This is a genomic window from Stenoxybacter acetivorans DSM 19021, from assembly GCF_000745895.1.
Classification (GTDB): Bacteria; Pseudomonadota; Gammaproteobacteria; order Burkholderiales; family Neisseriaceae; genus Stenoxybacter; species Stenoxybacter acetivorans.
The window spans coordinates 1-26,831 of record NZ_JQKE01000037.1 but is presented as its reverse complement, the minus strand read 5'-3'; the positions used below and the strand labels follow the sequence as shown (position 1 = coordinate 26,831).

The window sequence follows — 26,831 nt, the reverse complement described above, 5'->3', positions numbered from 1 at the left end:
CTACCTAAAAATACTGTTATAAATATTTTCAGGCAGTCTTATTAATTCTAAAGCACATATCCCGAACACGCCCCATGCCTTGTAAGTTTGCGGTTTGCTGTTGCTGCTCGGTTAATTCAATGTGTTCTGCATAGCGGCTGTATAAAGCATTAAATGAGAAATTCACATCACCCATTAATCGGGTTTCGCCATCAGCGGTTTCGTAACTGCCTGTTTGCGCTAAAGTATTATTACCTTTTAATTGGGTATTGGTGTTTTTGTAATCCAAATTTAAAACCGCAACACCTAAATCTATTAATGAAAATAATTCATTGGCTGAACCAAATCCGTCTTGATTTAAATCGCGCCAGATTTTAAGCTCGGTGAACCGCGCGTCTTCTGCGGTGATTTTACCGTCTTGATTGCTGTCGAATTCAGCCAAAGCATCGTAGCCATTCACAGCGGTTTCGCCGTTGGCTTTACGATAACTGTCACCAAAGATTTCATTGCCGTTGCTGATAATGCCGTCTTGGTTTTTATCCACCACCAAAATGCCATCGTCGGCACTGACCCAGCCTGTTGCCGTGCGAATACCGTCGTTATTGTGATCGAACAATGCACCAACGTGTTTATCATGCCCAACGGTTTCAATGCCGTCGCCGTCTAAATCCAAAACAATCGGGTCGTAGATGTGGTATTTGCCATCGCGGTTTTGTCCCGTCCAATCGCGAAACAAATCACCCAAATCAAAGACTTTCGGTAAAAACCAATCACGGAAATCATTAAGGGCTTCTTCATAGGCTTCTTTGAGTTTATCAGCCAAATCATTTAATTTGTCTTTCCAATAATCACCGCTGTCTTTGATGTTTTCCCGCTCGGCAATTGCCATAGATGCCAATGATGCAATAGTGGCAACCGTGCCAGCAATGGCTTCAGCAGGGTTCACGCCGGGTTTTGATGCTTGTGCTGTTTCTACCATACCCGCCACTGCGCTGGCACCTGCCAAAATATTACTAGCGGCATCGGCATAATTGCCTTCTTTGATATTGGCATATGCTAAAGTTGAAGAAGCAGAAGCAACTGCGCCATTGAATTCATAAGCATGTGCAACAAGGAACATGCCTTCAGAAGTTACACCTTTGCTATTAACTACACTAGCCCTAATTGATGCGGCGGTTGCCGCTAAAGATAAGGCAGCAACTAATGTATTTAAACCATCTAAATTTGTACCACCATTTTTAACATAGTTATTAATTTGCTTGGCATCATTACATAAACACAAAGCATCTTTTAACTTACCAGTAGTTGCATTTGAAAAAGACATATAAAACTCCTAAAAAAAAATTAACTTAAATAATTATTGAAACTTAATTATCGAATTTTTGAACCCATTCCCAAAGAGGCAAATATCCAAACAAATCCGGCACAATCAAACCATGAAAGAATAAAAAAAATATAATTCATTACTCTTAAAATAATATTATCATCCATATTCCAATTATCTGGTTTATTTGGTTTTATTTTGTCATACAACCAATTTCTGGTGTATATTATTATTGTTCCTATTCCGCCAATAGCAAAGCATATCTTAATGTGTAACCCCATGAACTCATGCATTGCTTCTAAATTATTTCGATCAATATCCTTTAAAAAATAAACTACTACCGCAGAATAAAAGACAATGCACGGAAAAAATAGCATTACACGTACTACACCATGATCTATTTTCATAAAAATTCCTTTTCTGCTGAATACTTCAATTATCTGTTTTTCATCTTACCATATTTACAAATAATTACAAACTATTTTTTGTTATTAGTTAAAAAATTTTAGTTTTTTAAATTTACAATAATTACTTAAGTTACAATCAAGCTACCTGAAAATACTGTTATAATATTTTCAGGTAGCCTAAAACAAAAATCTCGCACCTACTTTAACAATTTCGCACTAAAACCTACCAAAGCAATAATCCATAGCATACTTCCAAGCATACAACTAATTAAGAAATCAGCGATATAAGTTAAGATTCTTAAAAAGACCACACTATCTATCTTTAGTATTTTTTCTTCTATATCCAAGTATTCTGCTTTATTTTGGTAAAATTTATAAAAAATAAACTCTCTTAATTTGATTGTGATAAACATGACAAATGCTATGAATAAACCTAATCTTAGGTTAAATTGAGCTATATTGCTCATTGATTCTGTGTCCCCACGACTAATATCTTTTAAAAAATAAATAATTACAGCCGAGTAAACTAAAATAATTGGCAGAACCAATAATGCTCTGATGGTACGATGAGTTTCTATTTTTATTTCAAATCCTTGATGAATTGTTCCAAATTTATTTCCAGCCTAATCATATCAAAATCATCTATTTTTTAAACATATTTCCAATTTTACTATAAATATAGTAAATATTTATTGGCTTTATCTTATCATATTTACAAATTATCACAAATTATTTTTTGTTCTTTGCTAAAAATTTTTAGTTGTTTAAATTTACAATAATTACTTTAGTTACAATCAAGTTGACTGAAAATGATGTTATAAATATTTTCAGTCAACTTGATTGTTTAGCATAAATTCATATAAACACTCAATACTATGTTTACAAAAAATAAATGAAAAACCTCACCGCAGAGCAGTGAGGTATCTCCTGAAATAATTTCAGTTGTAAATCATTATAAAGTTTTTTATATTCCTCTAATCTCTACTTTTGTACATAACAACTGTAGATATGTATTTATTTTGGAGTGATATACCGCAGAGTGACGGGAAATATGATCCAAAAAGATTCAAAATTCTCAATTATTTTAATTTGAGATAATAGCTTAGATCACAATCAGATTGCCTAAAGATACTATCTTTTTACCATTTTTTTGGCTTTAAGAAAATCTTACTTTTTGAATTAAAAATATCTTTTATTGTTTTGTTATTTTCAACTTGATAGCATGATGATATTTGGTTAGATATATTTATTGAATTATATGTGTAAATTATAAAATTAGAGATGTTAAAATGATAAAACCTATTTCTTGTAATAGTTAATCCAAATATTTCCTCATCATTCAAAAATAATAAAGTTACTTGATTTTCTTGATTATATTTAAATTTTTTAAAATCTAAAAACCGATTAACCTTTCCCACAAGGTGATGGTGTGGTTTATTTGGTTCATATTCAAAAATTCTATCACCGTATGGCGGCAGCACACAAATTTCTTTTGGCTCAAATGGCAATTGATACACTATACCTTTATCATCTCCCTTTACCTCATCAAATGGGTTATTATCATTATAGTTATATATTTTATTTGCAATAATAGCCAAAAAAATAAACAGTGTAAAAAACAATATTAAGCTACCACCAAGCACCTTAATAAATAACATTCTAAAAAATAAATTTTTACTTTTCATATTATCAGCTCATTTTATTCAAACTATCTATTTTGCTAGCTAAATATTTTATAAATATAATACATTTTCCAAAAATCTTAATTTATAGATAGAAAACTTTAAAAATTTTATCATCTTATTTTTACAAAATACAACAAATAATTTTACCTATAGTCAAATTTTTTAGCCATTTAAATTTGTGATAATTACTTAAATTACAATAAAGCTGCCTGAAAATACTGTTATAAATATTTTCAAGCAGCCTTTTTATTAATTTTTAAACTTAGATAACGCACGCACCCCATGCCTTGTAAATTCGCGGTTTGCTGTTGCTGCTCGGTTAATTCAATGTACTCTGCATAACGGCTGTATAAGGCGTTAAATGAGAAATTCACATCACCCATTAATCTGGTTTTGCCGTCAGCAGTTTCGTAATTACCCGTTTGCACTAAGATATTATTTCCTTTTAATTGGATGTTGGGTTTCTATAATCTAAATTTAAAACCGAAATATCTAAATCTATTAAATAGAATAATTCATTTTATGAATCAAAATAATTTTGATTTAAATCGATTCAGATTTTAAGTTCGGTAAACTGCTCGTCTTCAGCAGTGATTTTATATTGGCAGCAATAGCATGATAATCAATATTATCATGCAATACATTCAATAAAAAAACAGACTGAAAGATTTACACCCATCAGTCTGTTTTAATATTTTTTATATAAATTTCTTATTCAGCTTTTAATCTCAACTAAATATTATTTTTTCATATCAATAACCATGCGTCCTTCAATTTTTCCTGCCAGCATTTCATCGATAATATCATTAACTTCATTTAAAGAACGTGTTTGCACGATTGGTTTTACTTTGCCTTCTGCGCCAAATTGGAATGCTTCGCGTAAGTCTTCACGCGTTCCGACAAGAGAACCGACAACTTCAATGCCGTCTAAAACTGTGCGCGGGATAGATAAATCCATTGTTTCGACAGGTAAACCCACAGCAACAACCACGCCTGTTGCACGCAAACAATCAACTGCTGAATTAAATGCGGCTTTGGCAACTGCGGTAACAACCGCTGCATGAGCACCACCGCATTTTTCCTGAATCACTTTTGCCGCATCTTCATTTAATGAATTAATCGTTAAGTCAGCACCAATTTCTTTTGCCAACGCCAGTTTTTCATCATTAATATCCACAGCAATTACTTTGGCATTGAAAACATTTTTTGCGTATTGAATCGCCAAATTCCCCAATCCGCCAGCACCGTAAATGGCAATCCATTGACCCGGGCGAATTTTAGATACTTTGATTGCCTTATAAGTGGTAACGCCTGCGCAAGTAATTGAACTTGCTTCTGCCGGATCTAAGCCCTCGGGTACTTTTACCGCATAATCCGCAACAACAATTGCTTGCTCTGCCATTCCGCCGTCTGCGGTATAACCTGCATTTTTCACTTCGCGGCAAAATGTTTCGCGCCCGGTATTGCAATATTCACAATGTCCGCATCCTTCAAAAAACCAAGCGATAGAAACCCGATCGCCTATTTTCAGGCTTTTTACGTCTTTTCCGATTTCTTTGACAATGCCGATTCCTTCATGCCCCAAGACACGTCCCGGTTTTTCGCCGAAATCGCCATGTGCCACGTGCAAGTCGGTATGACAAACCCCGCAATACTCTACATCGACCAATGCCTCATTGGCTTTGATTGGTCTTAATTCCTTTTCTACAATATCCACATATCCATCACTGTTTTTTCTAACAACGGCTGCTTTCATGATTTCCTTCTCCTACGTTTTAAAAATTAACAAGTATCCGCCCTCTTTGTCTATTGTACCCGCTGCCATTATGAAAAAATGGTATTTTCTGCATACTTTACTGATGTTTTAAATCAATATCATCAAATAACAACAATTGATAAATTATCAATATTTTTCAGGCAGCCTGCAATCAAGATTTTCAATGGTTTATTTCTAACTGACCAAAATCTTATCCAATACTTCACGGCTGTCTCTTGATAAATCGGCTTGCTGCTGCAATTGCTGCAATGCTTGTGTCATTAAGGCTTGGCGTTTGGGTTCAAGTTTACTGCGCAGGTTAAAAGCCTGTAACAAACGCGATGCTACTTGCGGATTGAAAATATCAATACGCAATATCTGCTCAACCATAAAGGCATATCCCTCACCGTTTTCGGCATGGAAATGGCGCACATTGCGGCTGAATGTTCCCAGCAGTGCGCGTACTTTATTTGGGTTTTCCAGACTGAACGCAGGGTGCTGCATGGCTGCCTGCACACGTGTTAATGTATCGCTACGGGCAGACGATGCCACCAGACTGAAATATTTATCCATCACCAAGGCATTATTGGCGTGGTATTCAACAAATTGCGCCAATAAAGCATCGCGGTTGGCATTATCCAAATGGTTAATTGAATGCAATATGCCCCACTCATGGGTCATGTTTTTTGCCAAACGGGTGTATTCACGGTGAATATCAGTAATACGATCAGGGTTTGCACGTATCAGCCATTGACGCAATGCGTTCAGAAAACTGCGCACGCCCGCTAAATCGGGGTGGTACGCGGCTGGATTTTCGTATTGGCTGTTTTCTTCTTGTTCATGACACCATTGACACCAGCGATTGATCGTATCCGAAAGTGCGGCAGATAAGCCGTCCAACACGGTTTCGCGTGCTTCAACATACAATAATGGGTTGATGCCGATATCGTCTTCCCACAATTCTGCCTCACTGGGCATTTGCAACAGCAACGCTTTGTAGGCAGGATCTAAATCTGTGTTCAGTGCCTCGTTCATGGCTTTTGCCAATAACGCATGTTCTGGCACGGTTTTACCTGTGCTTAAGGCGGCTAAATTGGCAGCAATGGCACGGCGATACAAAGTTTGCCCCGCCTCCCAGCGCGAGAATTCGTCGCTGTCATGCGCCAACAGTAGCATTAAATCTTCATCACTGCGCTCGTCATTTAATTTAACAGGCGCGCTGAAGCCGCGCAGTAAAGAAGGAATCACCGCTTCGCTGACATCATGCAATACAAAGTCTTGCTCACTTTGTGTCAAAAGCAATACTGCTTCATCTTGGGCATGGCTGTTTTCAGGCAGCCTGAATGATGTGGTTTGTCCGTTTTTGCTCAATAACCCGATTTTTATCGGAATCAGCATCGGTTGCTTTTCTGCCATTTCCGGTGTGGGCGGTATGCTTTGTTTGCAATTTAGTGTGAATGTGCGCTGTTTGGCATCGTAATGACTTTTGATTTCCAGCAATGGTGTTCCCGCTTGGCTGTACCACAATGCCATTTGACTGAAATCACGTCCGTTGGCATCTGCCATCGCTTGCCGAAAATCATCACATGTTACCGCTTGCCCGTCGTAACGCTGGAAATACAGCTTCATGCCGCGCTGAAAACCGTCTTCGCCCAATAAAGTGTGATAGAGGCGCACCACTTCCGCACCTTTTTCATATACTGTCATGGTGTAGAAATTATTTATTTCTTCATAAGACGCAGGGCGCACAGGGTGCGCTGTGGGACCGGCATCTTCGGGAAACTGCAAGCTGCGCAGCGCACGGACATTTTGAATGCGGCGCACGGCGCGTCCTGCACGGTCGCCTGAAAACTCTTGGTCACGAAAAACGGTTAAACCTTCTTTCAATGACAATTGAAACCAATCGCGGCAAGTTACCCGATTGCCTGTCCAATTGTGAAAATACTCATGCCCAATCACGCTTTCAATGCCTTCAAAATCAGCATCGGTGGCACTTGTGCTGTCTGCCAATACGTATTTGGTGTTAAAGATATTTAAGCCTTTATTTTCCATCGCGCCCATATTGAAGTCGCCCACGGCAACCACCATATAAATATCCAAATCATATTCCAAACCGAAACGGGTTTCGTCCCAGCGCATGGCATTTTTCAAAGAAGCCAGTGCAAAATCGGTTTTGGCGGCATCTTCGGCACGCGTGTAAAATTTAAGCGCAACGGCTTTGCCCGATTGTGTGGTGAACGTATCTTCCGATACCGCCAAATCACCCGCCACCAAAGCAAATAAATAACTCGGCTTGGCAAACGGATCTTGCCATTTCACCCAATGGCGTTCATGGTTCAGGCTGCCTGAATCAATTAAATTGCCGTTGGACAACAACACAGGATAATGTTTTTTATCGGCAACCATTGTGGTGGTAAACACACTCATCACATCGGGGCGATCAAAATAATAGGTGATTTTGCGAAAGCCTTCCGGCTCGCATTGGGTGTATAAATTGCCGCTGCTGGCATACAAGCCCATTAAAGATTTGTTTTGCGCGGGATACACGCGTGTGGTGATTTCCAGCACAAAATCATTGTGCGGTATTTGGTCGGCGGCAATGCTTAATTTTTCCTCACTCAATTCATAAGTATTTTCAGGCAGCCGCACGCCGTTTAATTTAATTTCCAGCAATTCGGCACTGCCGTCCAACACACACGGCACACCTGCATTTTGAGCGCGCACCAATAAATGTGATTTAACGGTGGTGTATTCCGACTCAATGTCAAAATGCAAATCTGTTTGCAGCACGGTAAAGTCAGGTTGGCGGTAGTCTTTCAGACGGTGGATATTTTTTTGAATTATCATTATTTTTCCTGTTGATTCTAATATGTTTATTATATTCAGGCTGCCTGAAAAACAAAAAAACGACTTGTTTTCATGCACTGAATTTTTATGCACCGAATAACTGCTGATTATTGCGATAGGCGGCGTACGTAAATTTTTGACTGCCGTTGATTTTGCCGATATTGCACTTGCCGATCAGGCGGTAAATCCGCCAGTGAAGCTGCCTGAAAACCCCGTTCATCAAACCAAGAACCAGTGCTGGTGCTGAGTGCAAACAGATTTTTTATGCTGTGCTGACGCGCTTGAGTGATAACGTGTTCCAACAATAATTCGCCATAGCCGCCCTCTTGTATGTCGGGCGACACCACCAAACACGCCAGCTCACCCGCTTGTTGCTCGGTAAATAATTTCAGTGCCACACACCCACAAACATGAGCATCGTGTTCCAGCACCCAAAATTCACGGATATGGGTTTCCAAATATTCGCGGCTTCTGGGCAGCAATACCCCTGATTGCTCCAACGGCGTAATCAAATGAATGATGTCGCCGATGTCGCGCGTATCGGCAGCACGAATACGCATAAACGCCGATTGCGCTAATGCAGTGCCGCGTCCTTGCCGCGTGAACAGTTCGTGAATCAAACTGCCGTCGTCAAAGCCCGACAAAATATGGGCGCGGTTTACACCGTTTTCCAAAGCATATACTGCTGCCTTGAGCATTCTCGCTGTTTCGGCACTTTGCGGTACGCGCACTAAGCAATCATCTACTTCGGCAGCGGTTAATTGGCTCACCACCCTGCCCGCTTCGTCCAATACCCCGTCTTTTTCGCCCAGAAAAATCAACTTTTCTGCTTTTAAAGCAACTGCCAATGCCTGTGCTGCTTCGTCCAAACCCAGATTGAATGATTTGCCGCTTAAGGAATGCCCTAAAGGGCTGACCAACACCAAACAGCCTTCGTCCAAACGGCGGCAAATGGCGTCGGTATCCACCTTGCGGACACGCCCTGTATAGCCCATGTCCACGCCGTCTAACACACCCAAAGGTTTTGCCAGCAAAAAATTGCCGCCCGCCACTTTAAGGTGGCGGCTGCTGCGATTGGGCATGTGCGCCGGACCGGCGGACAGCAAAGCCTCCCAATCACAGCGTACCAGCCCGCAGGCTTGCTTGACTAAGCGCAATGTGGATTCATCGGTGATGCGCCAACCGGCGTGGTAAGACAAAGCACCGCCTGCATCGCTGATCATCTGGTTTAAGTAATGGCGGATACCGTGCACCAATACCAAGCGCACGCCCAAACTGGCGAGCAACTGAATATCAGAAGCGAGCGTATCCAGCTTGCCGCGCAGCAAAATTTGGCTGCTGATTGCCAGCACCAAGGTTTTGCCGCGCAGATATTGGATATAAGGTGCGGCTTGGCGGAAGTCGTCCACGAAAGACGGATTGACAAGAACGTTGTTCATCGGGTGGTAATGAAATAAAACAGTTGAATAATTAAAATAGTCAGGGCCACCAAAGAAGCCAGTGTCCAATTAAATTCGCGGTGCAAGCGATCTTGTTGTTCTCGCAAAACATGTTGGTTAGCAGATATTTCATCGGTTTTTTCAATGGTGTCATTTAGTAGCAGCGGCAAATCTGCGTGCAGATGCTGTGTTTCCGGCGGCAATAAAGTAAACACCAAATTCGGCATTTGCATGTCTTGCATCTGCGGCGCCGGTATCGGCATATTGTCTCTCGGTAATACATCCAAATTCAGCGTTGAAATATCAGCAGCTGTTTTGGTTTCTGTCTTTTGTGTTTTCACTTCAGCCGCTTGTTTTTTCTCGGCTTTGGTTTGCGGTTTATTTTGTTGTTTGTCCGATTTTTCGCTGTTGTTTTTTTTGGAAGACGTTATTTTAATTTTCGGCAGCGTAAACGGCTGTTTACCAACGGACATTTCTCTGAGACTTTTAATTTTGGCAAACTTATCCAATACCCGTTTATCTGACCGCGCCACCGCTTTTTCTTGCTTAATCATTTCTTCAGAGCGCACATCAGAAGCCGTTGCCGCTTGTTTGAGCAAAGCACCGATATTCTGTTGTTTTCCGCCCGACTGCTGCACACTCACTGCCACACGCACCGTATTTTGATTGGCAGTCGGCAACGGCGTGATGCCGGTTTGCGTTTGCGTGCGTGGTTTTGGCACTACCTTAAAACGATGGCCGCAAACAGCACACTGCACGTAGCCGCCTTCCGAAGGCAGCGGCGGTACTACGTTGGCAATTTTGCACTGGGGGCAAACCACTTTTTTACCGCTCATTGAATCATTCCATTTAAGAAATTCATTGTCTTTAAGTTATTCTTCCACAAGATTGACACGAATATTGAATTGACATTTTAGATTTGGTTGCAATTGCTCAAAACCAATCATACGTCAAATTTACGGTATTTTATCACCCAATCTTATTCATTTTGTTCATTATTGTCCGAATTTTAAATAATCTGACCATTATCGGCGGTATCTTAAAAACAAGCGGCACAAACAACGCCTCGCCCAATATGGAAACACCAAATAATCACTCAAACATCATCATACGCACACATAAAATCATAATGCTGTGTTTACAGTGTATTTTCTCATTGCTTCACTGAAAAAACACAGGTAATGTGAATCGCATTATCCATTTTCTACACGTCTTTTTGTCAAGTAAGCGATAAATATTTTACCCATTCCCAAACATTGATTCATGTATTCTGTTTTGACAATGGCAAGTGTTTGTGTTGTAATAGTGCGATTTTTATTGCCATTTTTTAGGAATACACAATGAAACGCACCTACCAACCGTCCGTTACCCGCCGCAAACGCACACATGGCTTTTTAGTACGCAGCAAAACCCGCGGCGGTCGTGCCGTGTTGGCAGCCCGCCGCGCCAAGGGGCGCAAACGCTTGGCGGTATAATCCGTTTGACTGAAACACAGCAAAGATCCGCCGGAATGACTTTTGATTTTGGCAAATCTTATCGTCTTTTGAAAACGGAAGATTTTTCTTCCGTTTTTGCATTGCGCCGCCAAAAACGACATAAATACATACAGATTTTTCAGGCAGCCAATCAGCTTACCCACCCGCGTTTGGGGCTGGTGGTGAGTAAAAAAACAGCCAAGCGTGCCAATCGGCGCAATTACATGAAGCGCGTATTGCGTGAATGGTTTCGCAAACACCAACACGATTTACCAAACAATGATATTGTCTTGCGTGTGCACTTGGCTTTCGAGCAAAATCAAGCGCAGGAAATTTGGCAAACCTTGGATAATTTGTTACTGATGCCCGATAAAAAGTGATTTGACATGATGCGTCATTTATTGCTGATGTTTATTCGTTTTTATCAATATGCCATCAGCCCCATGCTACCGCCGCGCTGCCGCTATGCGCCCACTTGCTCTCAATACGCAATTGAGGCTTTGCAGAAATACGGCGCAATAAAAGGTAGCTGGCTTGCGTTTAAACGCATTTGCCGCTGCCACCCATTCGGCGGCTGCGGACACGACCCTGTGCCATGATACTCCTGCATCAGCGGAAAAAATCAACCGAGAAATAAACGAGAAAGACTATGGACTTTAAACGATTGATGATGTTTTTTGCGGCATCGCTGCTCGTGCTGATGGGCTGGGAATATCTCTTCCCTACGCCAAAACCGACAACACCCGTTGTGCAAGAAGCCGCTTCCGCTGCATCAAGCACCAGCAATACCGGCACAACAAATCCAACGGCTGATACCAACACCGATGCCGCACTTCTGCAAACATCACCGATTACCGTTACCACCGATTTATTTCAGGCAACCATTGATGAAAAAAGCGGTGATCTGCGCCGCTTGGTATTGCTTAAATACAATGCAACATCAGATGAAAAACAACCTTTTGTTTTATTTGATGACACGAAACAGCATCAATACATTGCCCAATCATTGTTGCTGACACCCAACGGCGATTATCTGCTCAAAGACGTATCGTTCAGCACGCCGCAAAAAAATTACACTTTAACCGGCGATACCTTGGAAGTGCGTTTAAGCGCACCTGAAGTCGGCGGCATTCAAGCAGACAAAGTTTACACTTTCCGCAAAGGCAGCTATGCCGTTAATGTGCGCTTTGACATCAGCAACCGCAACACCGCACCCGCACAGCTAAGCAGTGTTTACCGCTTATTGCGCGACGGCACAGACCCGGAAGGCAGCGGTTATTTCGATCACACTTATACCGGTCCAGTGTTATATACCCCGCAGGGTAAATTTGAAAAAGTATCTTTCGGCGACTTAGACAGCGATTATTCTTCAGGCCGCGACCAAGCCGATTATGTACGCAAAACCGATACCGGCTGGGTGGGCATGACCCAACATTATTTTATGGCAACTTGGATTTTACAGCCCAAAGGCGGCAGTAGCGTCTGCCAAGGTTCTGCTTGCCAAATCGACATTCGCAAACGCAGCGACGGCTTGTATTCCACAGGGGTTCGTGTTGGCTTAACTGATATTGCGCCCAATACCAAGGCTTCCTTCCCTGTTGAACTCTATGCCGGTCCTCAGGATTATTCCAGTATCATCAAAGTGGCGGATAATCTGCAGCTTATCAAAGATTACGGTAAAGTCTCTTTATTTGCCTCACCCTTGTTTTGGATGCTGAATAAACTGCATGAATGGGTAGGCAACTGGGGTTGGGCAATTGTCTTACTCACGCTGATTGTCAAAGCCATATTATTTCCGCTCACCAACGCCGCCTATCGCTCTATGGCAAAAATGCGTGCCGTTGCTCCGCGTCTGCAAGCACTCAAAGAGCAATACGGCGACGATCGCATGAAAATGCAGCAAGAAATGATGGCGATGTACAAAAAGGAAAAAATCAATCCTTTGGGCGGCTGTCTGCCCATGCTCCTGCAAATTCCCGTGTTCATCGGCTTATATTGGGCATTGTTCTCGTCTGTAGAATTGCGTCAAGCACCGTGGATAGGCTGGATTACCGATTTGGGGCGCATTGACCCCTACTACATCTTGCCGATTTTGATGGCAATCACCATGTTTATCCAAACGCATCTGAATCCCGCACCCACCGATCCGATGCAAGCGAAAATGATGAAAATTATGCCGGTGATTTTTTCGGTAATGTTCTTCTTCTTTCCCGCCGGTTTGGTATTGTATTGGCTAACCAACAACATCATCACCATCGGCCAACAATGGTACATCAATAAAAGCATTGAAAAACAGCAAAAATTGCATCATAAATTAATTGATTAAAATCCAAAAACAAAACGCTTCGGCAAACCTCTGCCGAAGCGTTTTACATAAATAACCATGTCTGATTCATTATCATCTTCATCATCATCTTCCGTCCCACGCCGTTTCGGCGGCATTGCGCGTTTATACGGCGAATCCGCATTTCTGAGATTCCGCCAAGCACATGTCTGTGTGGTGGGCGTGGGCGGTGTCGGCTCTTGGGCGGTAGAAGCATTGGCACGCAGCGGCATCGGCGAATTAACCTTAATTGACTTGGATAACATCGCCGAATCCAATGTCAATCGCCAATTGCATGCGCTTACCTCTCTATTCGGCAAACCCAAAGCAGAAGCCTTAAAAGAACGCGTGGCTGAAATCAATCCCCATTGCCGCGTCAATTGCGTTGAAGATTTTGTTGATACCAGCAACATCAACACCTTTTTCAGGCAGCCTGTTGATTTTGTGATTGATGCCATTGACCAAGTGCAGGTAAAAGCAGCAATGGCAGCTTATTTTATCGCAAACAAACAAGCATTTATCACCTCCGGCAGTGCAGGAGGACAAAAAGACATAACGCAAATCCGTTCAGCGGATTTAAGCCGCGTAACCCATGATCCTTTACTCGCCAATATGCGTTATGCTCTGCGTAAACACCACAACTTCTCACGCGACACCACGCAAAAAATGCACGTCCCCTGCGTGTATTCCACCGAAAATATTACCCCGCCCAACACCACCGCCTGCAATACACATGAAGCACCTCAAGGTCTTTCATGTGCCGGCTACGGCGCAGTTATGATAATCACCGCTGCTTTTGGTTTACACTGCGCACAACATTGCTTAGATTATTTATGCCTTCAGACAGCCCGTTAAGCACCGATGCCGCAACCGCAGTGGCTTGGGTATTCGGGCAGCCGGTTGCCGATGTCCCGCAAGACTTATTTATTCCGCCCGACGCGCTGCAAGTAGTGCTAATCGGTTTTGAAGGGCCTTTGGATTTACTCTTATATTTGATTCGCAAACAAAATCTAAACGTGCTGGATATTCCGATGATTCAAATCACGCAGCAATATTTGGCATACATCAACGAAATGCACGAGCGGGAGCTCGATTTAACCGCCGAATATTTACTGATGGCGGCGATTTTGATTGAAATCAAATCACGTTTATTATTGCCCAAACCACCGATTATTGAAGAAGAAACCGACGACCCGCGCGCCGAATTGGTTCGCCGCTTATTGCAGTATGAACAAATAAAATTTGCCGCCGCACAATTAGACGAATTGCCCCGAGCAGGGCGTGATTTTGCTTGGGCATATTTACCGCTGGAAATCATCGCAACACCGAAACCACCGCAAGTATCGGTATCTGACTTGCAGCAAGCATGGCTGAATATCCTCGCCCGAGCCAAGCACCAACAACACCATCAAATATTTCAAGAAGCCTTGTCTGTACGCGTACAAATGAGTGAAATTTTACGGCGTTTACAAAAAGAAAAATCTTGTCTATTTAGTGAATTATTCAGAAAAACAGACAATCTTGCTTTGGTAGTGGTCAATTTCATCGCCATATTGGAGCTGGTAAAAGAAGGCAGCATTCAAATTTGCCAATCCACACCCTATGAAGCAATTGAAATTCGGGTGAAATGATTTTAAATATCAAAGAAAAATAATTCCAGAGACTGTATTTCGTCACGTGCCAATCATATACAAAACAAATCTATCCACCATAATAATCTTTAATGAATTCGCTGCTTGTTCACTGTCTACTGTATTATATCCATACCCAAATACACTTGCCACCTATTCCAGCTGTGGAAATACGATCAATAGTTTATCTGTCTCAGCTCACATCGCGGTTACTTCCACTGGTGGATAACTGGCTAGCAATGATTCATACAATTCGGCAGACACATACTTACCAATATTCCAACTCTTCTTACCTATATTCACTGCAAATTTAGTGTTAGCCCCTAAGCCAAGTAAGCAGCTTAATGTATTCAGGGCGAAAGTATTGATTTAAAATCTCTATTGCCAACAATACCTGCTTACGTAACAGTGCTCTGATTACATACAGCACAAAACTAAAATTTATTACATATTTCCATGAGTTAATTCTCCGTTGGGCATGCCAAAAACTCCAGTAAATCAAACGTCAAATCAATCCGTACTCCACTCATAAATTAAATAAGCCACATATAGACATCTTTAGGGTCTCCATTATCATGGGTTTGATTAATCACGACTATACCGAATTTAGGTAGCAACGTCTGCTCTATCCATCTTCCGTCTATATAAGGTACATTATCACAGGTAACATACTCAATATCAAAATCTTGCCATCGATCCGGTATCGTCTGCGGATTCGTGCATGAACCCTCTATTAACACCACACGAATATCCTCCTCTTGCTCCACCAAACACGAGTACTTGCTCATCTATCATGGTAGATATTGATATATGTGGCGGTACAAGGCAATACATCATCTTGTTTTAATCCACGCCCGCGTAAAGCAGGCGACCAAATGCAAAAATTTGCGGCGTAGTCATTGAGCAGTTTCAATCCACGCCCGCGCAAGGCGGGCGACATACACTGCTCTAGAACAGCTGCATCGCGTTGAGTTGTTTCAATCCACGCCCGCGCAAGGCGGGCGACATACACAGAAAAAAACAAGTTACTCATTTGCAAAGTTTCAATCCACGCCCGCGCAAGGCGGGCGACTTGATGCACACGTACGTGACGTCGATGATTTAATTGTTTCAATCCACGCCCGCGCAAGGCGGGCGACACACGTTATAAATGCCGAGCATGTGAGTTGAGCGTTTCAATCCACGCCCGCGCAAGGCGGGCGACTCGATATTACTGAATTTTCCGCATCAGATGCAGAGTTTCAATCCACGCCCGCGCAAGGCGGGCGACTATCAAGAGCATGAGGCTGAGTGTGCGCCGATTTTGTTTCAATCCACGCCCGCGCAAGGCGGGCGACTCCAAATCAACCACAGTTTAACCCCCAAGATGTTGTTTCAATCCACGCCCGCGCAAGGCGGGCGACTAATCCGTCAATGTTTATTAAGTCAAAAGAATATGTTTCAATCCACGCCCGCGCAAGGCGGGCGACTGCCGCCTTGCGACGGCTTTACTGTCAAGACTTGGCGAAAGGGTTTTCGCTGATGTCTTGAATTTCGAGGGACAATACCAATTCAGTGACACAAAAATTGGCAAGCTATTTGAAATAAAAGGAGTTTATTACTTCGCTAACCTGCCGCTAATCTGGCGACTACAATGGGTTAGCGATGCTTATATTATAAGCAAATCGCGAAACATGTCAAATCCCGCTTTTGCCCCATGGTGTTCCACTTTGCCTTGCCATTTGCTGCCCAATTGGTAGAACCGTAAGCTATCTGTTTCCGAGTTGTATTCACTTAATAATTTATCTTTCAACACTACCCATTGATCGGGGCTTACTTCACATTCAAACACAGAAAATTGTACACGCAAGCCATAGTCTAAGCAGTGCTTAGCAATGCGGCGGAGGCGTTTTTGGCCATCTGAATCTGTTGATGAAATATCATAAGTAATTAACATCATCATATTTGTGATTCCTTTCAGACCGCCTGACATATAAAAGTAAATATTGTGTACCAATACCCACTGTCTATCAAGCAATCAATTATTTTCCATCAAAATGCAACCATATGATACAGTGTGATAATTTTGAAATAAACACATTATTTTAACGGTGTGCTGTATGAATGATACAGTACAGAAAAAGTAAAGCCACTGCTTTAAAACCAAATTGCTACAACTGTATTATGTTGCATCTTAGTAACAGCAAAAGGTGCTCCGGCGGGTGATCCACTGGCTGTCTGAAACAAAAAATACAGCGTGATAAAAAAAGGCGGCACAAAGACAGAAAAAAATTATGACTGATTGTATTGGCAGTATTTTTCAGGCAGCCTGAGCATCAGATTACCACTGTGATAACAAATAAAACCATTTTACTTAGGACTGAGTAGATTGTTGATTGAACTGCTGCCACTAAACCATGCTGCTTGCCCTAACCCACTGTTTATCTACAATTTTATTGTTTAGCGATGCAATAGCACGCATTATTTAGGAGATAACAATGAAGCCACCATTATTAGACAAAGAAAAAATTGAAAAAAGAATAGAATGTTATTCAGAAGAATATCAAATTGAAATAGTTACTCCAATGTTTGGCGGCGGCGTAACAGCCGGTGTAGTAGATGAAACCATGCCAATCCGCGCCACAGCAATCCGCGGGCATTTGCGGTTTTGGTGGCGAATGTTGTATGGAAAAGATAAACAAGCTGATGAGTTATTTAATGCAGAAAGTGATATTTGGGGCGATACGAAGAAAAAAAGTAAAGTCGAAATTTTGATTAAAGCTGTAGATAATTATAAAGAATATCAAAGAAATTTAACAGACGATCCAGTCAATCAAAATAATGAACGATATAAAAAGAAAAATTCAAAAGGAAAGTTGGTAGATGCTGAAGGTAAATTTGGATTTGAAAATGATAGTCCTGAATTGTATATTTTATTCTCAACAATAACAAATGATAAAAAAATAAATAAATATTTACTTAAAGAGGGCTTCAAATTCATTCTGCGCTTAAGTTTCTCTAACTCACTTTCTGATGACAATAAAGAAGTGGTTAGAGATGCAATGCGTGCATGGGTATGTTTTGGGGGGATTGGCTCAAGAACAAGAAAAGGCTGTGGTGCTTTAAAATTTGTTTCAAACGAAAACGACAAAGATTTTGTTAAAAAAATTATCGAAAAAAGCCAACACAAGAAAGAAATTATTGATCTATTGGAAAGAATAAATTGTCAAGGTTTTTGTGGAAACGCTACCGTGGATAGCTCAAAATATCCACAGCCTGCCAAAATCTGCGCATGGAGCAGATCCATTGAGATCTATAAAGAGTTTAGGCAGGGGGCATGTTTTGCACGCACAAAAGAATATGGACGATCTCACTGGTCTGAAGCCGATTCCATTCGAGAATTATCAAATTGTGCATTACCAAAGCATAAAGATCCTCTTAAAGAAACTAAGGATTTAATTCCTTGTTTTCCAAGATCGATTATGGGATTACCAATAATAATCCATTTCAAAGATTCTCCCCAATCTTCTCCTATTCCCAATAAAGAGCCAATGGACTTCACGATTACTCCAAAATATGAAAATAAAAATTATGAGAGAATGGCTAGCCCTATTATCACTAAGCCTATTTTCATAGAGGGAAAATGGTATCCTTTTGTTTTAATCTTACCGTATCAACATGCGTTAGATATGGAAATTAATGTAAAAGGAAAAGGGATAGAAAAATCTATTGAAAAATCTTATGGGAAAGAATCTATTCATAGTGAAAAATTAAAAAAATTAAAGCCCTTAAAAAATCAAGAAAATGCAATTGCTGCATTTATACTATACATAAATCAAAAAAATTATCATTTATTAAAACAAAAAGAGAATAAAAAATGACCAGTTATCTACTCGCTATTGCCATTGGTCCTGTTCAAGATTTTATTGCTGCGGCACGGAGAACACGTGATTTGTGGTTTGGCTCGCATTTACTGTCTGAAATCAGCAAGGCGGTTGCCCGTTCGCTTAATAACTGTAGCAATGTTGAATTGATTTTCCCTTACTTTGATAATCTAGATAATGCCTTAAAAGAAAATTCAGAAGAAAACATCGTTAATCAGATTATTGTTAAAGTAGATGGTGATATTGATGCTGTTAAAGAGTTAGCTAAAATTGCCAAAGACGCAGCACAAAACCATTGGCAACATCTCGCAGAAGGAGTATATAAAAAATACCCTGACTTAATTAAGTCTGATATATGGAATGCTCAGCACAAGGATATTATTGAAGTTTATACTGCTTGGTGTCCATTATTGGTAGATTATCAAAACGATCGTAAAAACTTGATGCGTTTATTAAGTGGGCGCAAAAATACCCGTGATTTTAGCCCGGGCAGAGGCTATCCTGTACCCAAATCACTGCTGGACGGTGCGCGTGAGAGCGTATTGCGCTTATATTTATCAGAAGATCAGCTTAATCAATGCAGAGCCTTAGGCATTAAGGTAACTAAAAACGGCACTTGCGAACCATTGGATATAACCGGTGTGGTGAAACGTATTGCCAGTAAAGATAAAAACTACCCTTCGATATCCCGTATTGCAACCAATCCTTGGATTCGTACACTGGAAAAAGATGATATTAAAAAATTTACTGATAAAATAAACGAAATTGAAAATTTTGCCAAAACCATAAATGATGAGGAAAAGCCAATTATTTCTAAAATCATTGTGAAAGAAAATCCGCAGAATAAAGAAAAAAAATACTATCCACAATATGAGCGATTTCCTTACGATGGCACGATATTATTTACTGATCGCTATACCAGTATTGCCGAAGAAGCCGGTATCAATAATACCAACGAAGAAGCCAACAACAAAGAAGCCAAAAAACTAAAATCTTTATTCGATGAGCTACAATCTTTATTAGAAAAAAGCAATTATACAAAAATTATGGCATACCCTCCCCTTATTTGGCTGTACTCTGTGCTGACGGCGACAAGATTGGCGATGCACTCGGAGAAATTCAAGACCTCCAAAAACACCAAGGTTTTTCAAAAGCTTTATCGGAATTTGCCAAAGAAGCACGTTGTATTGTGGAAAAACATCAAGGCGTTTGTGTTTATGCCGGCGGTGATGATGTGTTTGCTTTATTACCATTGGATAAATGTATTAAATGTGCACGTGAATTATCTGTTCAATTTAAAAAAATGCTGAAAAAATTTAAAGGGAAAGGCAATCAATCATCACCCACGCTGTCGGTGGGTATTGCCATTGGTCATTTCATGGAAGATTTGGGGTTGCTGCGGGAATGGGGCAAAGAAGCTGAACACATTGCCAAAGGTGATAATCGCAATGGTTTGGCGGTGGTGCTACATACGCGCGGTGGCGGTGATTTTTCTGTGCGGGCGCAATGGGATACAAAGATTGATAAAAAGTTACCCCAATATATTGAAACGTTTCAAACAGGAAAACTGCCGCATAAACTGCCTTATGATCTTGAAAAATTACTGATGCGCTATAAGTCATTGAATCAGGAAAAATTTGAGAATGAACTAATACAAAAGCAGATTTTCAGCGATGTAAAACTTTTGTTGGAGAAAAAACAAATTGATTTATTGAAAATTGGCTTACTATCATTGCAAGAAGAATTATTACCAACATCTCAAAGTTTGTCATATGGCGCACTTAAAAAATTAAATAAAACTCTGTTACTGGCATCGAGAATCGCCTCTTATCTTCCTAGAAACAAGGAAATTAATCATGAGTAATACCAATAATAATGTTATCCAAGAAATCAAACACAATTATGTGCGTATGGAAGAAGCACTGATTGCCGAATTGTTTATGACGGTGAATAATCATCACCTGACTGCGGGTACTTTTCGAGAAAAAATATGGAAAGATTTTTTTGAAAATATTATCCCAAAGAAATTTGCCATTGAACAAGGCGCATTTTTGATTGATTCGCATGGCAAGGTATCCAATGAAACAGATTTGGTAATTTTTGATGAACAATATACACCGTATATTTTTAAAAACAGAAATATTAAATTTATTCCTTATGAGGCAGTAGCTGCTGTGATTCAGTGTAAAAGTGTTCAACTGGATACTAATAATATAAAAATTTGGGTAGACTCAATTGATAAATTAAACCCAGTAGAAAAACTTGGACTTGAAGGCTATGCAGGTTCTGCACTTGGCGAACCTATTTTAAATAAAGGGAGAAAAATTAAACCACTTAAAATACTCTGTGGATTATTTCCTAATAGCAATAAAAATGAAACTAGGAAAAATACAGAGTGTGATTTAATTATATCTGCAAATACAAATCAGGACGGCAAACAAGATGAAAATAACCCACTCTCTATTATTAGTAGCCAACACACAATAGAGGAACTTTTTAAAAAAATTACACTTTCCTCAACAAAGAAAGAAAACAATCTTAGGTTAAAAGAATTAGAAGAAAGAGTAAAGGAATTAAATCTAGAAGAATCAAATTCAATAGTTAAAGAATTAGATAACTTAAAGAATAGGTTTGAATCAAATTCAGAAGAATTAACAAATAAAAAAAATTCAAGCTCAACAAATGATAAGTTAATTAATTTAGAGTTAGAAGTATCAAACTTAGAAATATCTAAATTTAAAACAGAAGATTTTTCTATTTATAAAAAAGATAAAAAAGATAAAAAAGATAAAAAAATTAATCTACTAACCTTAGTATTCCAACTCAATCAATATTTGATGCTAATCAATAATCCTGTGCTGTTTCCGCATCGGGCATATATTGAGATGTTTAATGCCTCTAAAAACAATATCGAAGATTGAAAAGAGTAAAAAATGACTAAAGCCCTATTGATTACTCCGCGCGATCCGTTGATTTTTCGTGATGGACGACCATTCGATTCTTCGTTGACCACGCGGATTTATGTTCATCGCTGGCCGTTCCCTTCGGTTACTGCCGGAGCTTTACGCACTTTTGCTAAAAAGCAAAAAACAGACTTGGTAAGCAAAGATTTAAATAAAATTGATATTCGCGGTCCGCTGCCTTATTTAAATAATCATCTTTATGTTCCTGCCCCAGCAGATGCTGTGATACAAAAAAAATCTGATAAATATAAATTATGTCGCTTGCTGCCTGAAAAAATGGATAACGGCTGCGGGGTTGATTTGCCCTTTCAACTACAACCATTATTACCAAAACCTTCTTCAGAAAATTCTAATTTTAGACCAGATAACTCGCTGATTTGGTGGCCGCTTGAGCTGACTATTCAATGGCTGCTTGGCAAAGAAGAAATTACCAGTGAACAACTGAAAGCTTGCCTTACTGATTTGCCATTAGACGAGCGCACCCATGTTAAAATTAATCCTGAAACAGGTGTGGCAGAACCCGGGCTACTATTCAGCACACGCGGTGTTGATTTTATGCAGCAAGATTCAGCAGGAAAAACAGATGGGGAAATGATTGAAGCAGCCTTGCGCGTTGATCGATGTGATGATATTTCATTTTCCGGTGTTATTCCTTTGGGTGCAGAACGGCGGCTGGCAAAAATATCAGAATGTTCAAAACTTAGTCATTTGTGGGATTGCCCTGATGAAATTAAAACAGCGTTAAAGGGAAAAAATAAACACATTAAACTACAATTGGCTACACCGGCAATTTTTACTACCGGCTGGTATCCTGATTGGCTTTACAAAGAACTAGAAAATTGCAATGATGAAAAAGATAATCAAATATTGATTGGCACAATCCCCAAAACAGAAATTCAAGTTAAATTGATTGCTGCCAGTGTGAAACGTGCTGTGCCGATTTCGGGTTTCTCGCATGATGGAAACATAAAAGCAACTAAAAAAATGGTGCCCGCAGGCAGTGTGTATTTTTTTGAAGTATTAAATCCAGAGGTAACAACTGCTGCGTTAATTGAACTTTGGCTGCACCCTGTCTGTGGCCAATCTTTTTATCATAGACAATCAAAAAAATGTAACCCAGAACTTGGTGCAGACGGCTTTGGGCTGGCATTGTGGGGAATTTGACAGCCTTCGGAATCCAATAATTTGAAAACAGAGCAATCAGGAGAATAAAAATGAATGAACAATTTACTAAAAAAATGTATTGGCTGCATTGTCTTTCGCCTTTACACCTTGGTTCGGGTGAAGGCGCGGGATATATTGATAATCCTCTGATGCGTGAGAAAGTAACCGGTTTTCCGTTTGTACCAGGGTCAAGTATTAAGGGTGTTATCAAGGCGCAGTACAGTGGTTCAGAAAACGGAAATACTGCGTTTGGTACTGGCGGAGATAATCAAGATAAGGCGGGTGCGCTGATTTTTACTGATGCCTATTTGATTTGTCTGCCGGTACGCAGTTTATACGGTACTTTTGCTTGGGTGAGCGCACCTTTGGTATTGAATCGGCTACAGCGAGATTGGGCAGAATTACCCGCTATACCGGAAGTTAGTGCAGTACAGATTTCTTTGACAGAAAATTCTGTTTTGACCAAAGATGGAAAAGTCTTTCTGGAAGACCTTGATTTAACCGTACAAAAATCTGAAGAATCTGCAAAAATTGCTGATAAAATTGCTAAAAATCTATGGCAAGATAATCAAAATAAATGGCAAGAAATATTTAAGCAGCGTTTTGCTATTGTGAGTGATGTGGTCTTTAGTTTTCTATCAGAAACCGCTACTCAGGTCGATACGCGGATTCGTATCAATCCAGACAGCGATGTAGTTGATAAAGGCGCATTGTGGACTGAAGAATCGCTGCCCGCAGAAAGTATTTTAGCCGGTATGGTTTATTGTGATAATCAATTAAAATCTGATAAAGATTTATTGAAAGACTATTGCACAGAAGAAATCGCACTTCAACTGGGCGGCAATATTACTGTCGGGCGCGGTCAAACACGCTGCGTTTTTAGCAATGCAGAAGAAAGCAGCTAAGAACAAGACAATCCCGCACAGTAAAGAATAAGGAAAACATCATGACTTCTGTTACCACCCGACAGCAACAATGGGCAAGAATAGCATTTGAACAAGTCAGCAGCTATATTGAAAAAAAAGATGCCGATAAGAAAAAATACCGCAGTTTTGCCCGCTCTTTTCCATCATTGGTACATTCCTGCGGATTGGCACAAGCGATTGCTTTTGCTCAAGCGAAGGAAAAAGAAGAACGTACCATTTTGTTAGAGCATTTAAATAAAATAATATACAAAGATACTCCAGGAAAAAAATTAGAAGATAAATATCTTTCGACTGATGTACTGGATTATATCCATTTAAGCCGACAAGTATTGGACGTAGCAGGCTGGCTGAAACGCTATGCTGAAGCATTGATTGAAGAAGAAAAATAATACGGGAGAAACATCTTAATGACTGCCGAAAAAATTACCGCAAGAAGGATAGATATTCCTAAAAGCCATGAAGAACCAGAAAATATTGGTTTATTATTAAATCGTTATCTTGAAAAACTTAATGATCCAGAAAGTAAGGAAAATTTATTTAATCTACTGACTAAAAAGCCAAAAGATGCTTACTTTAAATTATATGAAGAAGCATTTAATGCCAGAATTCGCCAATCAGAAAGTGTGCATCATTTTTTTTGTGCCAGAACTTTACCCAATAACCGACTGATTATCGGTTTGGGCAATCCCAGCGCATTGGAAACAGGCTTAACCTTGCAGCACACTTATGGTACGCCCATGATTCCGGGCAGTGCTTTAAAAGGTATTTGTGCGCATCATGCACGAGAGTTGTTTTTTAAACTTGAAAATAACAAATATCAGCCCCTTGATGATTCCTTTACAGAAGATCATTACACTTTTCTTTTTGGCGGCGGCAGTGATGCCAACCCACAAGCCAGACAATCAAAAGGTGCAGTTATTTTTCATGATGCGTGGATTTGCCCCGATAGTTTAAAAACAGCATTTCATCTTGATGTGATGACGCCGCATCATACCGAGTATTACAGTGGAGAAGGAGATCCGCCAACCGATTTTAACACCCCTATTCCCATTCCCTTTCTTTCAATTACCGGCTGCTTTCAAGTCAAATTAAGTTTTATAGGCAATTCCAAAGCAGATGGAAATGGCTGGATAAAGACGGCGGCAGTAATTCTGAAAAGTGCGCTGAAAAACAATGGTATCGGCGGAAAAACCAGCAGCGGCTATGGCAGAATGGATTTAACTGAAATTAGCAAATAATTATTGATGCAGGTAAGCCAGCCTATTTAGCTGTGTGTTCAATATGCAATAAACACTTTCAGGCAGCCTGTCGTATTAATCAACGCATTAAAAATGGCGGGTATTCTGCCAAATCACCGCGTAAATGGCGGCTCAATAACATGGCTTGAATATGGGGCAATAAGCCGATTTCAACTTCCTCGCCCAGAAAAGGATGTTGAATTTTTTCTTGTTTGCGCTCATGCAATGCCTTAAACAATAGTTTTCGGGTATCGTCTTTGATCTGCACGGCACCGGAAGCATCAAAAATAAAATCTTTCGGTTTAACCTGCTCGCGGTTCACTAAATTCAAAACCAATCTGTCCACCAGCCATGCACGGAATTCTTCTAAGATGTCTTGTGCCAAACTGTCGCGTCCTGAACGGTCGGCGTGCAGAAAACCCACTTGCGGATCAAGCCCGACACTTTGCAAAGCACCGCTGATTTCTTTGCCAAGTACGCTGTACAGCAACGATAACATGGCGTTAATGGGATCGCGCGGCGGACGTCGGTTTCGCCCGTCGAACACAAAATCTGCCTGTGCTTGTTTGGCAGTGAGTAAATGTCTGAACACGCCGAAATACCGTGCAGCAGCATCGCCTTCTATGCCGCGCACGGTGTCTAAATCAGCGGCATTTGGCAATTGTGTTACGCTGAAATTCAGCATTTTAACGGTGTGTTCTACTTCCGGCTGTGCACCGTGGTTGCGCAATCGGCGTTGCAGCACCCGCTTGCTTGCCTGAATTTTGGCAGCGATGATGTGCCGAGCAATGGGCAACGGGTTTTGTTCTGATAGGCGGTATTGGGCGCGGCGCAATAAGACATTGCCGCTCTGCCGTCCTTGTAAACGCCCTAAATATTTGCCATGTTCGGTAAAAAAAGCCAAATTAACCTTATTTTCGCCGCAAAATCCCAATAAAAATGGAGAAACCAAAACATTGCCGAAACAAAAAACATGAGCAACGGCATGAATCGGCAATTGCATTATTTTTTGATGTTCACACTCAATAACCAGTGTTTCCCGCTCTTTATGCACATAGCTGCCTTGGCGGGTAATGTATAGGGTGTTTTGCAGTTTACGCATCTTCTGCCTCTTGATACAAAGCGGCTACATAAGCGGCGGATTTATCTTTTTGCATCAATTTGGGCTGGCATTCATCTGCCAGTGAACAAGATTGGCAATGCTTGCCATAATGCGGCGGCGGTGTGTCGCCCGATTGCAGTAATTGCCGAACTTCATCAATGACTGTTAAGGTTCGCCGGCGCAGTGTCTCATCAAACAACACTGATTCCCGATGCCGCGTTTGCCCATACCAAAGCGCACCTTCATCAATATGAATCCCGCGCATTTCTTCCAAACACATTGCTTGGGCGCACAACTGGATTTTGTCCCAATCGCCGGATTTTGGATTGCCCCGTTTGTATTCCACCGGTTTCAGGCAACCACTAATCAGATCAATTTCTGTAAGAATTATCCGCGTTGTTTACACTTTTCATCAAAATAAAAATATTTCTCTAGTACCTCGTATGGTGTCGCTCCGTTAAGTGATTTATGGGGCTTCACCGTATTGTAGTAGTTGATGAAGCGATTTAGCTCCAGCTTTCGATACTCACTGTCCTGAAAGCGTGTTTTATCGTGCCACATCTGCATCAACGTCCTGATAACCCGCTCTGCCTTACCATTGGTCTGTGGGCGGGCAACTCGGGTAAATTTTTGATTGATGCGATGTTCTGTACAGACCGCCCTGAAAGCGTGTTCCGGCGTTCCCTTGTATTCTGTCCCGTTATCCGAG

General features: G+C 40.7%; 27 protein-coding genes, 1 pseudogene and 1 CRISPR repeat array. Of the genes and pseudogenes, 14 read left to right on the top strand and 14 right to left on the bottom strand.

Going from position 1 to position 26,831, the window contains the following annotated elements; genetic code table 11:
- Window positions 1–28: 28 nt before the first annotated feature.
- The 9 genes from Q384_RS12650 to Q384_RS06455 form a co-directional block, all read right to left on the bottom strand.
- Window positions 29–1,303: a hypothetical protein gene (locus Q384_RS12650; protein WP_051940562.1), complete on the bottom strand. Its 1,275-nt coding sequence runs from the start codon at window positions 1,301–1,303 to the stop codon at window positions 29–31.
- Between the two features lie 47 nt (window positions 1,304–1,350).
- The gene (locus Q384_RS06490) at window positions 1,351–1,710 is read right to left on the bottom strand and encodes a hypothetical protein (protein ID WP_037586664.1); all 360 of its coding nucleotides are present in this window, start codon (window positions 1,708–1,710) and stop codon (window positions 1,351–1,353) included.
- A 197-nt stretch (window positions 1,711–1,907) separates the two neighbouring features.
- Window positions 1,908–2,177, bottom strand: a complete 270-nt coding sequence (locus Q384_RS06485; RefSeq protein WP_037586663.1) for a hypothetical protein — start codon at window positions 2,175–2,177, stop codon at window positions 1,908–1,910.
- A 672-nt stretch (window positions 2,178–2,849) separates the two neighbouring features.
- Window positions 2,850–3,395, bottom strand: coding sequence for a hypothetical protein (locus tag Q384_RS06480; protein WP_037586662.1), 546 nt, complete (start codon window positions 3,393–3,395; stop codon window positions 2,850–2,852).
- A gap of 233 nt (window positions 3,396–3,628) precedes the next feature.
- On the bottom strand, window positions 3,629–3,823 hold the full coding sequence (locus tag Q384_RS12645; protein ID WP_051940561.1) for a hypothetical protein: 195 nt from the start codon (window positions 3,821–3,823) through the stop codon (window positions 3,629–3,631).
- A gap of 311 nt (window positions 3,824–4,134) precedes the next feature.
- Window positions 4,135–5,151, bottom strand: coding sequence for an alcohol dehydrogenase AdhP (gene adhP, locus Q384_RS06470; RefSeq protein WP_037586661.1), 1,017 nt, complete (start codon window positions 5,149–5,151; stop codon window positions 4,135–4,137).
- Between the two features lie 195 nt (window positions 5,152–5,346).
- Entirely contained in the window at window positions 5,347–7,992 is a 2,646-nt protein-coding gene (gene pepN, locus Q384_RS06465; protein ID WP_037586672.1) for an aminopeptidase N, read from the bottom strand.
- Between the two features lie 113 nt (window positions 7,993–8,105).
- Window positions 8,106–9,437, bottom strand: coding sequence for an amino-acid N-acetyltransferase (argA, locus tag Q384_RS06460; protein ID WP_037586660.1), 1,332 nt, complete (start codon window positions 9,435–9,437; stop codon window positions 8,106–8,108).
- Complete coding sequence (locus Q384_RS06455) at window positions 9,434–10,273, bottom strand: zinc ribbon domain-containing protein (RefSeq protein WP_037586658.1); 840 nt, start codon at window positions 10,271–10,273, stop codon at window positions 9,434–9,436. The genes argA and Q384_RS06455 overlap by 4 nt, the downstream gene beginning before the upstream one ends.
- Before the next feature lie 504 nt (window positions 10,274–10,777).
- On the opposite strand from Q384_RS06455, the gene rpmH reads away from it, so the two are divergent.
- Genes rpmH through Q384_RS06425 form a run of 6 tightly spaced genes read left to right on the top strand, consistent with a single transcriptional unit; the run spans window position 10,778 to window position 14,866 of the window.
- Window positions 10,778–10,912, top strand: a complete 135-nt coding sequence (gene rpmH, locus Q384_RS06450; protein WP_004283944.1) for a 50S ribosomal protein L34 — start codon at window positions 10,778–10,780, stop codon at window positions 10,910–10,912.
- A 35-nt stretch (window positions 10,913–10,947) separates the two neighbouring features.
- On the top strand, window positions 10,948–11,292 hold the full coding sequence (gene rnpA / locus Q384_RS06445) for a ribonuclease P protein component (protein WP_037586656.1): 345 nt from the start codon (window positions 10,948–10,950) through the stop codon (window positions 11,290–11,292).
- A gap of 6 nt (window positions 11,293–11,298) precedes the next feature.
- The gene (yidD, locus tag Q384_RS06440; RefSeq protein ID WP_425423476.1) at window positions 11,299–11,511 is read left to right on the top strand and encodes a membrane protein insertion efficiency factor YidD; all 213 of its coding nucleotides are present in this window, start codon (window positions 11,299–11,301) and stop codon (window positions 11,509–11,511) included.
- A gap of 50 nt (window positions 11,512–11,561) precedes the next feature.
- Complete coding sequence (gene yidC, locus Q384_RS06435) at window positions 11,562–13,238, top strand: membrane protein insertase YidC (protein ID WP_037586655.1); 1,677 nt, start codon at window positions 11,562–11,564, stop codon at window positions 13,236–13,238.
- Between the two features lie 57 nt (window positions 13,239–13,295).
- Window positions 13,296–14,090 carry a tRNA threonylcarbamoyladenosine dehydratase gene (locus tag Q384_RS06430; RefSeq protein WP_037586654.1) on the top strand — a complete coding sequence of 265 codons (795 nt, stop codon included), beginning with the start codon at window positions 13,296–13,298 and terminating at the stop codon, window positions 14,088–14,090.
- On the top strand, window positions 14,069–14,866 hold the full coding sequence (locus tag Q384_RS06425) for a segregation and condensation protein A (protein ID WP_051940557.1): 798 nt from the start codon (window positions 14,069–14,071) through the stop codon (window positions 14,864–14,866). Before Q384_RS06430 ends, Q384_RS06425 begins: the two co-directional genes overlap by 22 nt.
- Window positions 14,867–15,399: 533 nt before the next feature.
- Here the strand turns inward: Q384_RS06425 and Q384_RS14510 are convergent.
- Both Q384_RS14510 and cas2 read right to left on the bottom strand, forming a co-directional pair.
- Window positions 15,400–15,654: an aminoglycoside 6-adenylyltransferase gene (locus tag Q384_RS14510; RefSeq protein WP_084224417.1), complete on the bottom strand. Its 255-nt coding sequence runs from the start codon at window positions 15,652–15,654 to the stop codon at window positions 15,400–15,402.
- 52 nt (window positions 15,655–15,706) lie between these two features.
- A CRISPR array of direct repeats spans window positions 15,707–16,335; the repeat unit is 32 nt; unit sequence GTTTCAATCCACGCCCGCGCAAGGCGGGCGAC.
- Between the two features lie 179 nt (window positions 16,336–16,514).
- Window positions 16,515–16,808 carry a CRISPR-associated endonuclease Cas2 gene (cas2, locus tag Q384_RS06415; protein WP_037586652.1) on the bottom strand — a complete coding sequence of 98 codons (294 nt, stop codon included), beginning with the start codon at window positions 16,806–16,808 and terminating at the stop codon, window positions 16,515–16,517.
- 535 nt (window positions 16,809–17,343) lie between these two features.
- On the opposite strand from cas2, the gene cmr1 reads away from it, so the two are divergent.
- From cmr1 to cmr6, 8 genes and pseudogenes are all read left to right on the top strand, one after another.
- The gene (gene cmr1 / locus Q384_RS06410) at window positions 17,344–18,726 is read left to right on the top strand and encodes a type III-B CRISPR module RAMP protein Cmr1 (protein ID WP_037586651.1); all 1,383 of its coding nucleotides are present in this window, start codon (window positions 17,344–17,346) and stop codon (window positions 18,724–18,726) included.
- Window positions 18,723–19,031: pseudogene (locus tag Q384_RS13985) on the top strand (type III-B CRISPR-associated protein Cas10/Cmr2); the annotation flags it as partial. The gene cmr1 and the pseudogene Q384_RS13985, both read left to right, overlap by 4 nt.
- Before the next feature lie 764 nt (window positions 19,032–19,795).
- The gene (gene cas10 / locus Q384_RS06400; protein ID WP_245608517.1) at window positions 19,796–20,593 is read left to right on the top strand and encodes a type III-B CRISPR-associated protein Cas10/Cmr2; all 798 of its coding nucleotides are present in this window, start codon (window positions 19,796–19,798) and stop codon (window positions 20,591–20,593) included.
- Complete coding sequence (locus tag Q384_RS06395; protein ID WP_037586648.1) at window positions 20,586–21,650, top strand: DUF6602 domain-containing protein; 1,065 nt, start codon at window positions 20,586–20,588, stop codon at window positions 21,648–21,650. The genes cas10 and Q384_RS06395 overlap by 8 nt, the downstream gene beginning before the upstream one ends.
- 12 nt (window positions 21,651–21,662) lie before the next feature.
- Window positions 21,663–22,856: a type III-B CRISPR module-associated Cmr3 family protein gene (locus tag Q384_RS06390; RefSeq protein ID WP_037586646.1), complete on the top strand. Its 1,194-nt coding sequence runs from the start codon at window positions 21,663–21,665 to the stop codon at window positions 22,854–22,856.
- A 50-nt stretch (window positions 22,857–22,906) separates the two neighbouring features.
- Window positions 22,907–23,761, top strand: coding sequence for a type III-B CRISPR module RAMP protein Cmr4 (gene cmr4, locus Q384_RS06385; RefSeq protein ID WP_037586644.1), 855 nt, complete (start codon window positions 22,907–22,909; stop codon window positions 23,759–23,761).
- Window positions 23,762–23,802: 41 nt separating this feature from the next.
- Window positions 23,803–24,171 carry a type III-B CRISPR module-associated protein Cmr5 gene (cmr5, locus tag Q384_RS06380; RefSeq protein ID WP_037586643.1) on the top strand — a complete coding sequence of 123 codons (369 nt, stop codon included), beginning with the start codon at window positions 23,803–23,805 and terminating at the stop codon, window positions 24,169–24,171.
- Between the two features lie 18 nt (window positions 24,172–24,189).
- The gene (cmr6, locus tag Q384_RS06375) at window positions 24,190–25,020 is read left to right on the top strand and encodes a type III-B CRISPR module RAMP protein Cmr6 (RefSeq protein ID WP_051940554.1); all 831 of its coding nucleotides are present in this window, start codon (window positions 24,190–24,192) and stop codon (window positions 25,018–25,020) included.
- A 79-nt stretch (window positions 25,021–25,099) separates the two neighbouring features.
- On the opposite strand, the gene cas1c is transcribed toward cmr6, so the two are convergent.
- The 3 genes from cas1c to Q384_RS06360 all read right to left on the bottom strand — a co-directional run.
- Window positions 25,100–26,122, bottom strand: a complete 1,023-nt coding sequence (gene cas1c / locus Q384_RS06370; protein WP_037586642.1) for a type I-C CRISPR-associated endonuclease Cas1c — start codon at window positions 26,120–26,122, stop codon at window positions 25,100–25,102.
- Window positions 26,115–26,489 carry a CRISPR-associated protein Cas4 gene (gene cas4, locus Q384_RS06365; RefSeq protein ID WP_342665984.1) on the bottom strand — a complete coding sequence of 125 codons (375 nt, stop codon included), beginning with the start codon at window positions 26,487–26,489 and terminating at the stop codon, window positions 26,115–26,117. Before cas4 ends, cas1c begins: the two co-directional genes overlap by 8 nt.
- Before the next feature lie 20 nt (window positions 26,490–26,509).
- Window positions 26,510–26,831 (bottom strand): integrase core domain-containing protein (locus Q384_RS06360; RefSeq protein ID WP_037586640.1); only part of this gene is annotated, 322 nt, incomplete at its 5' end.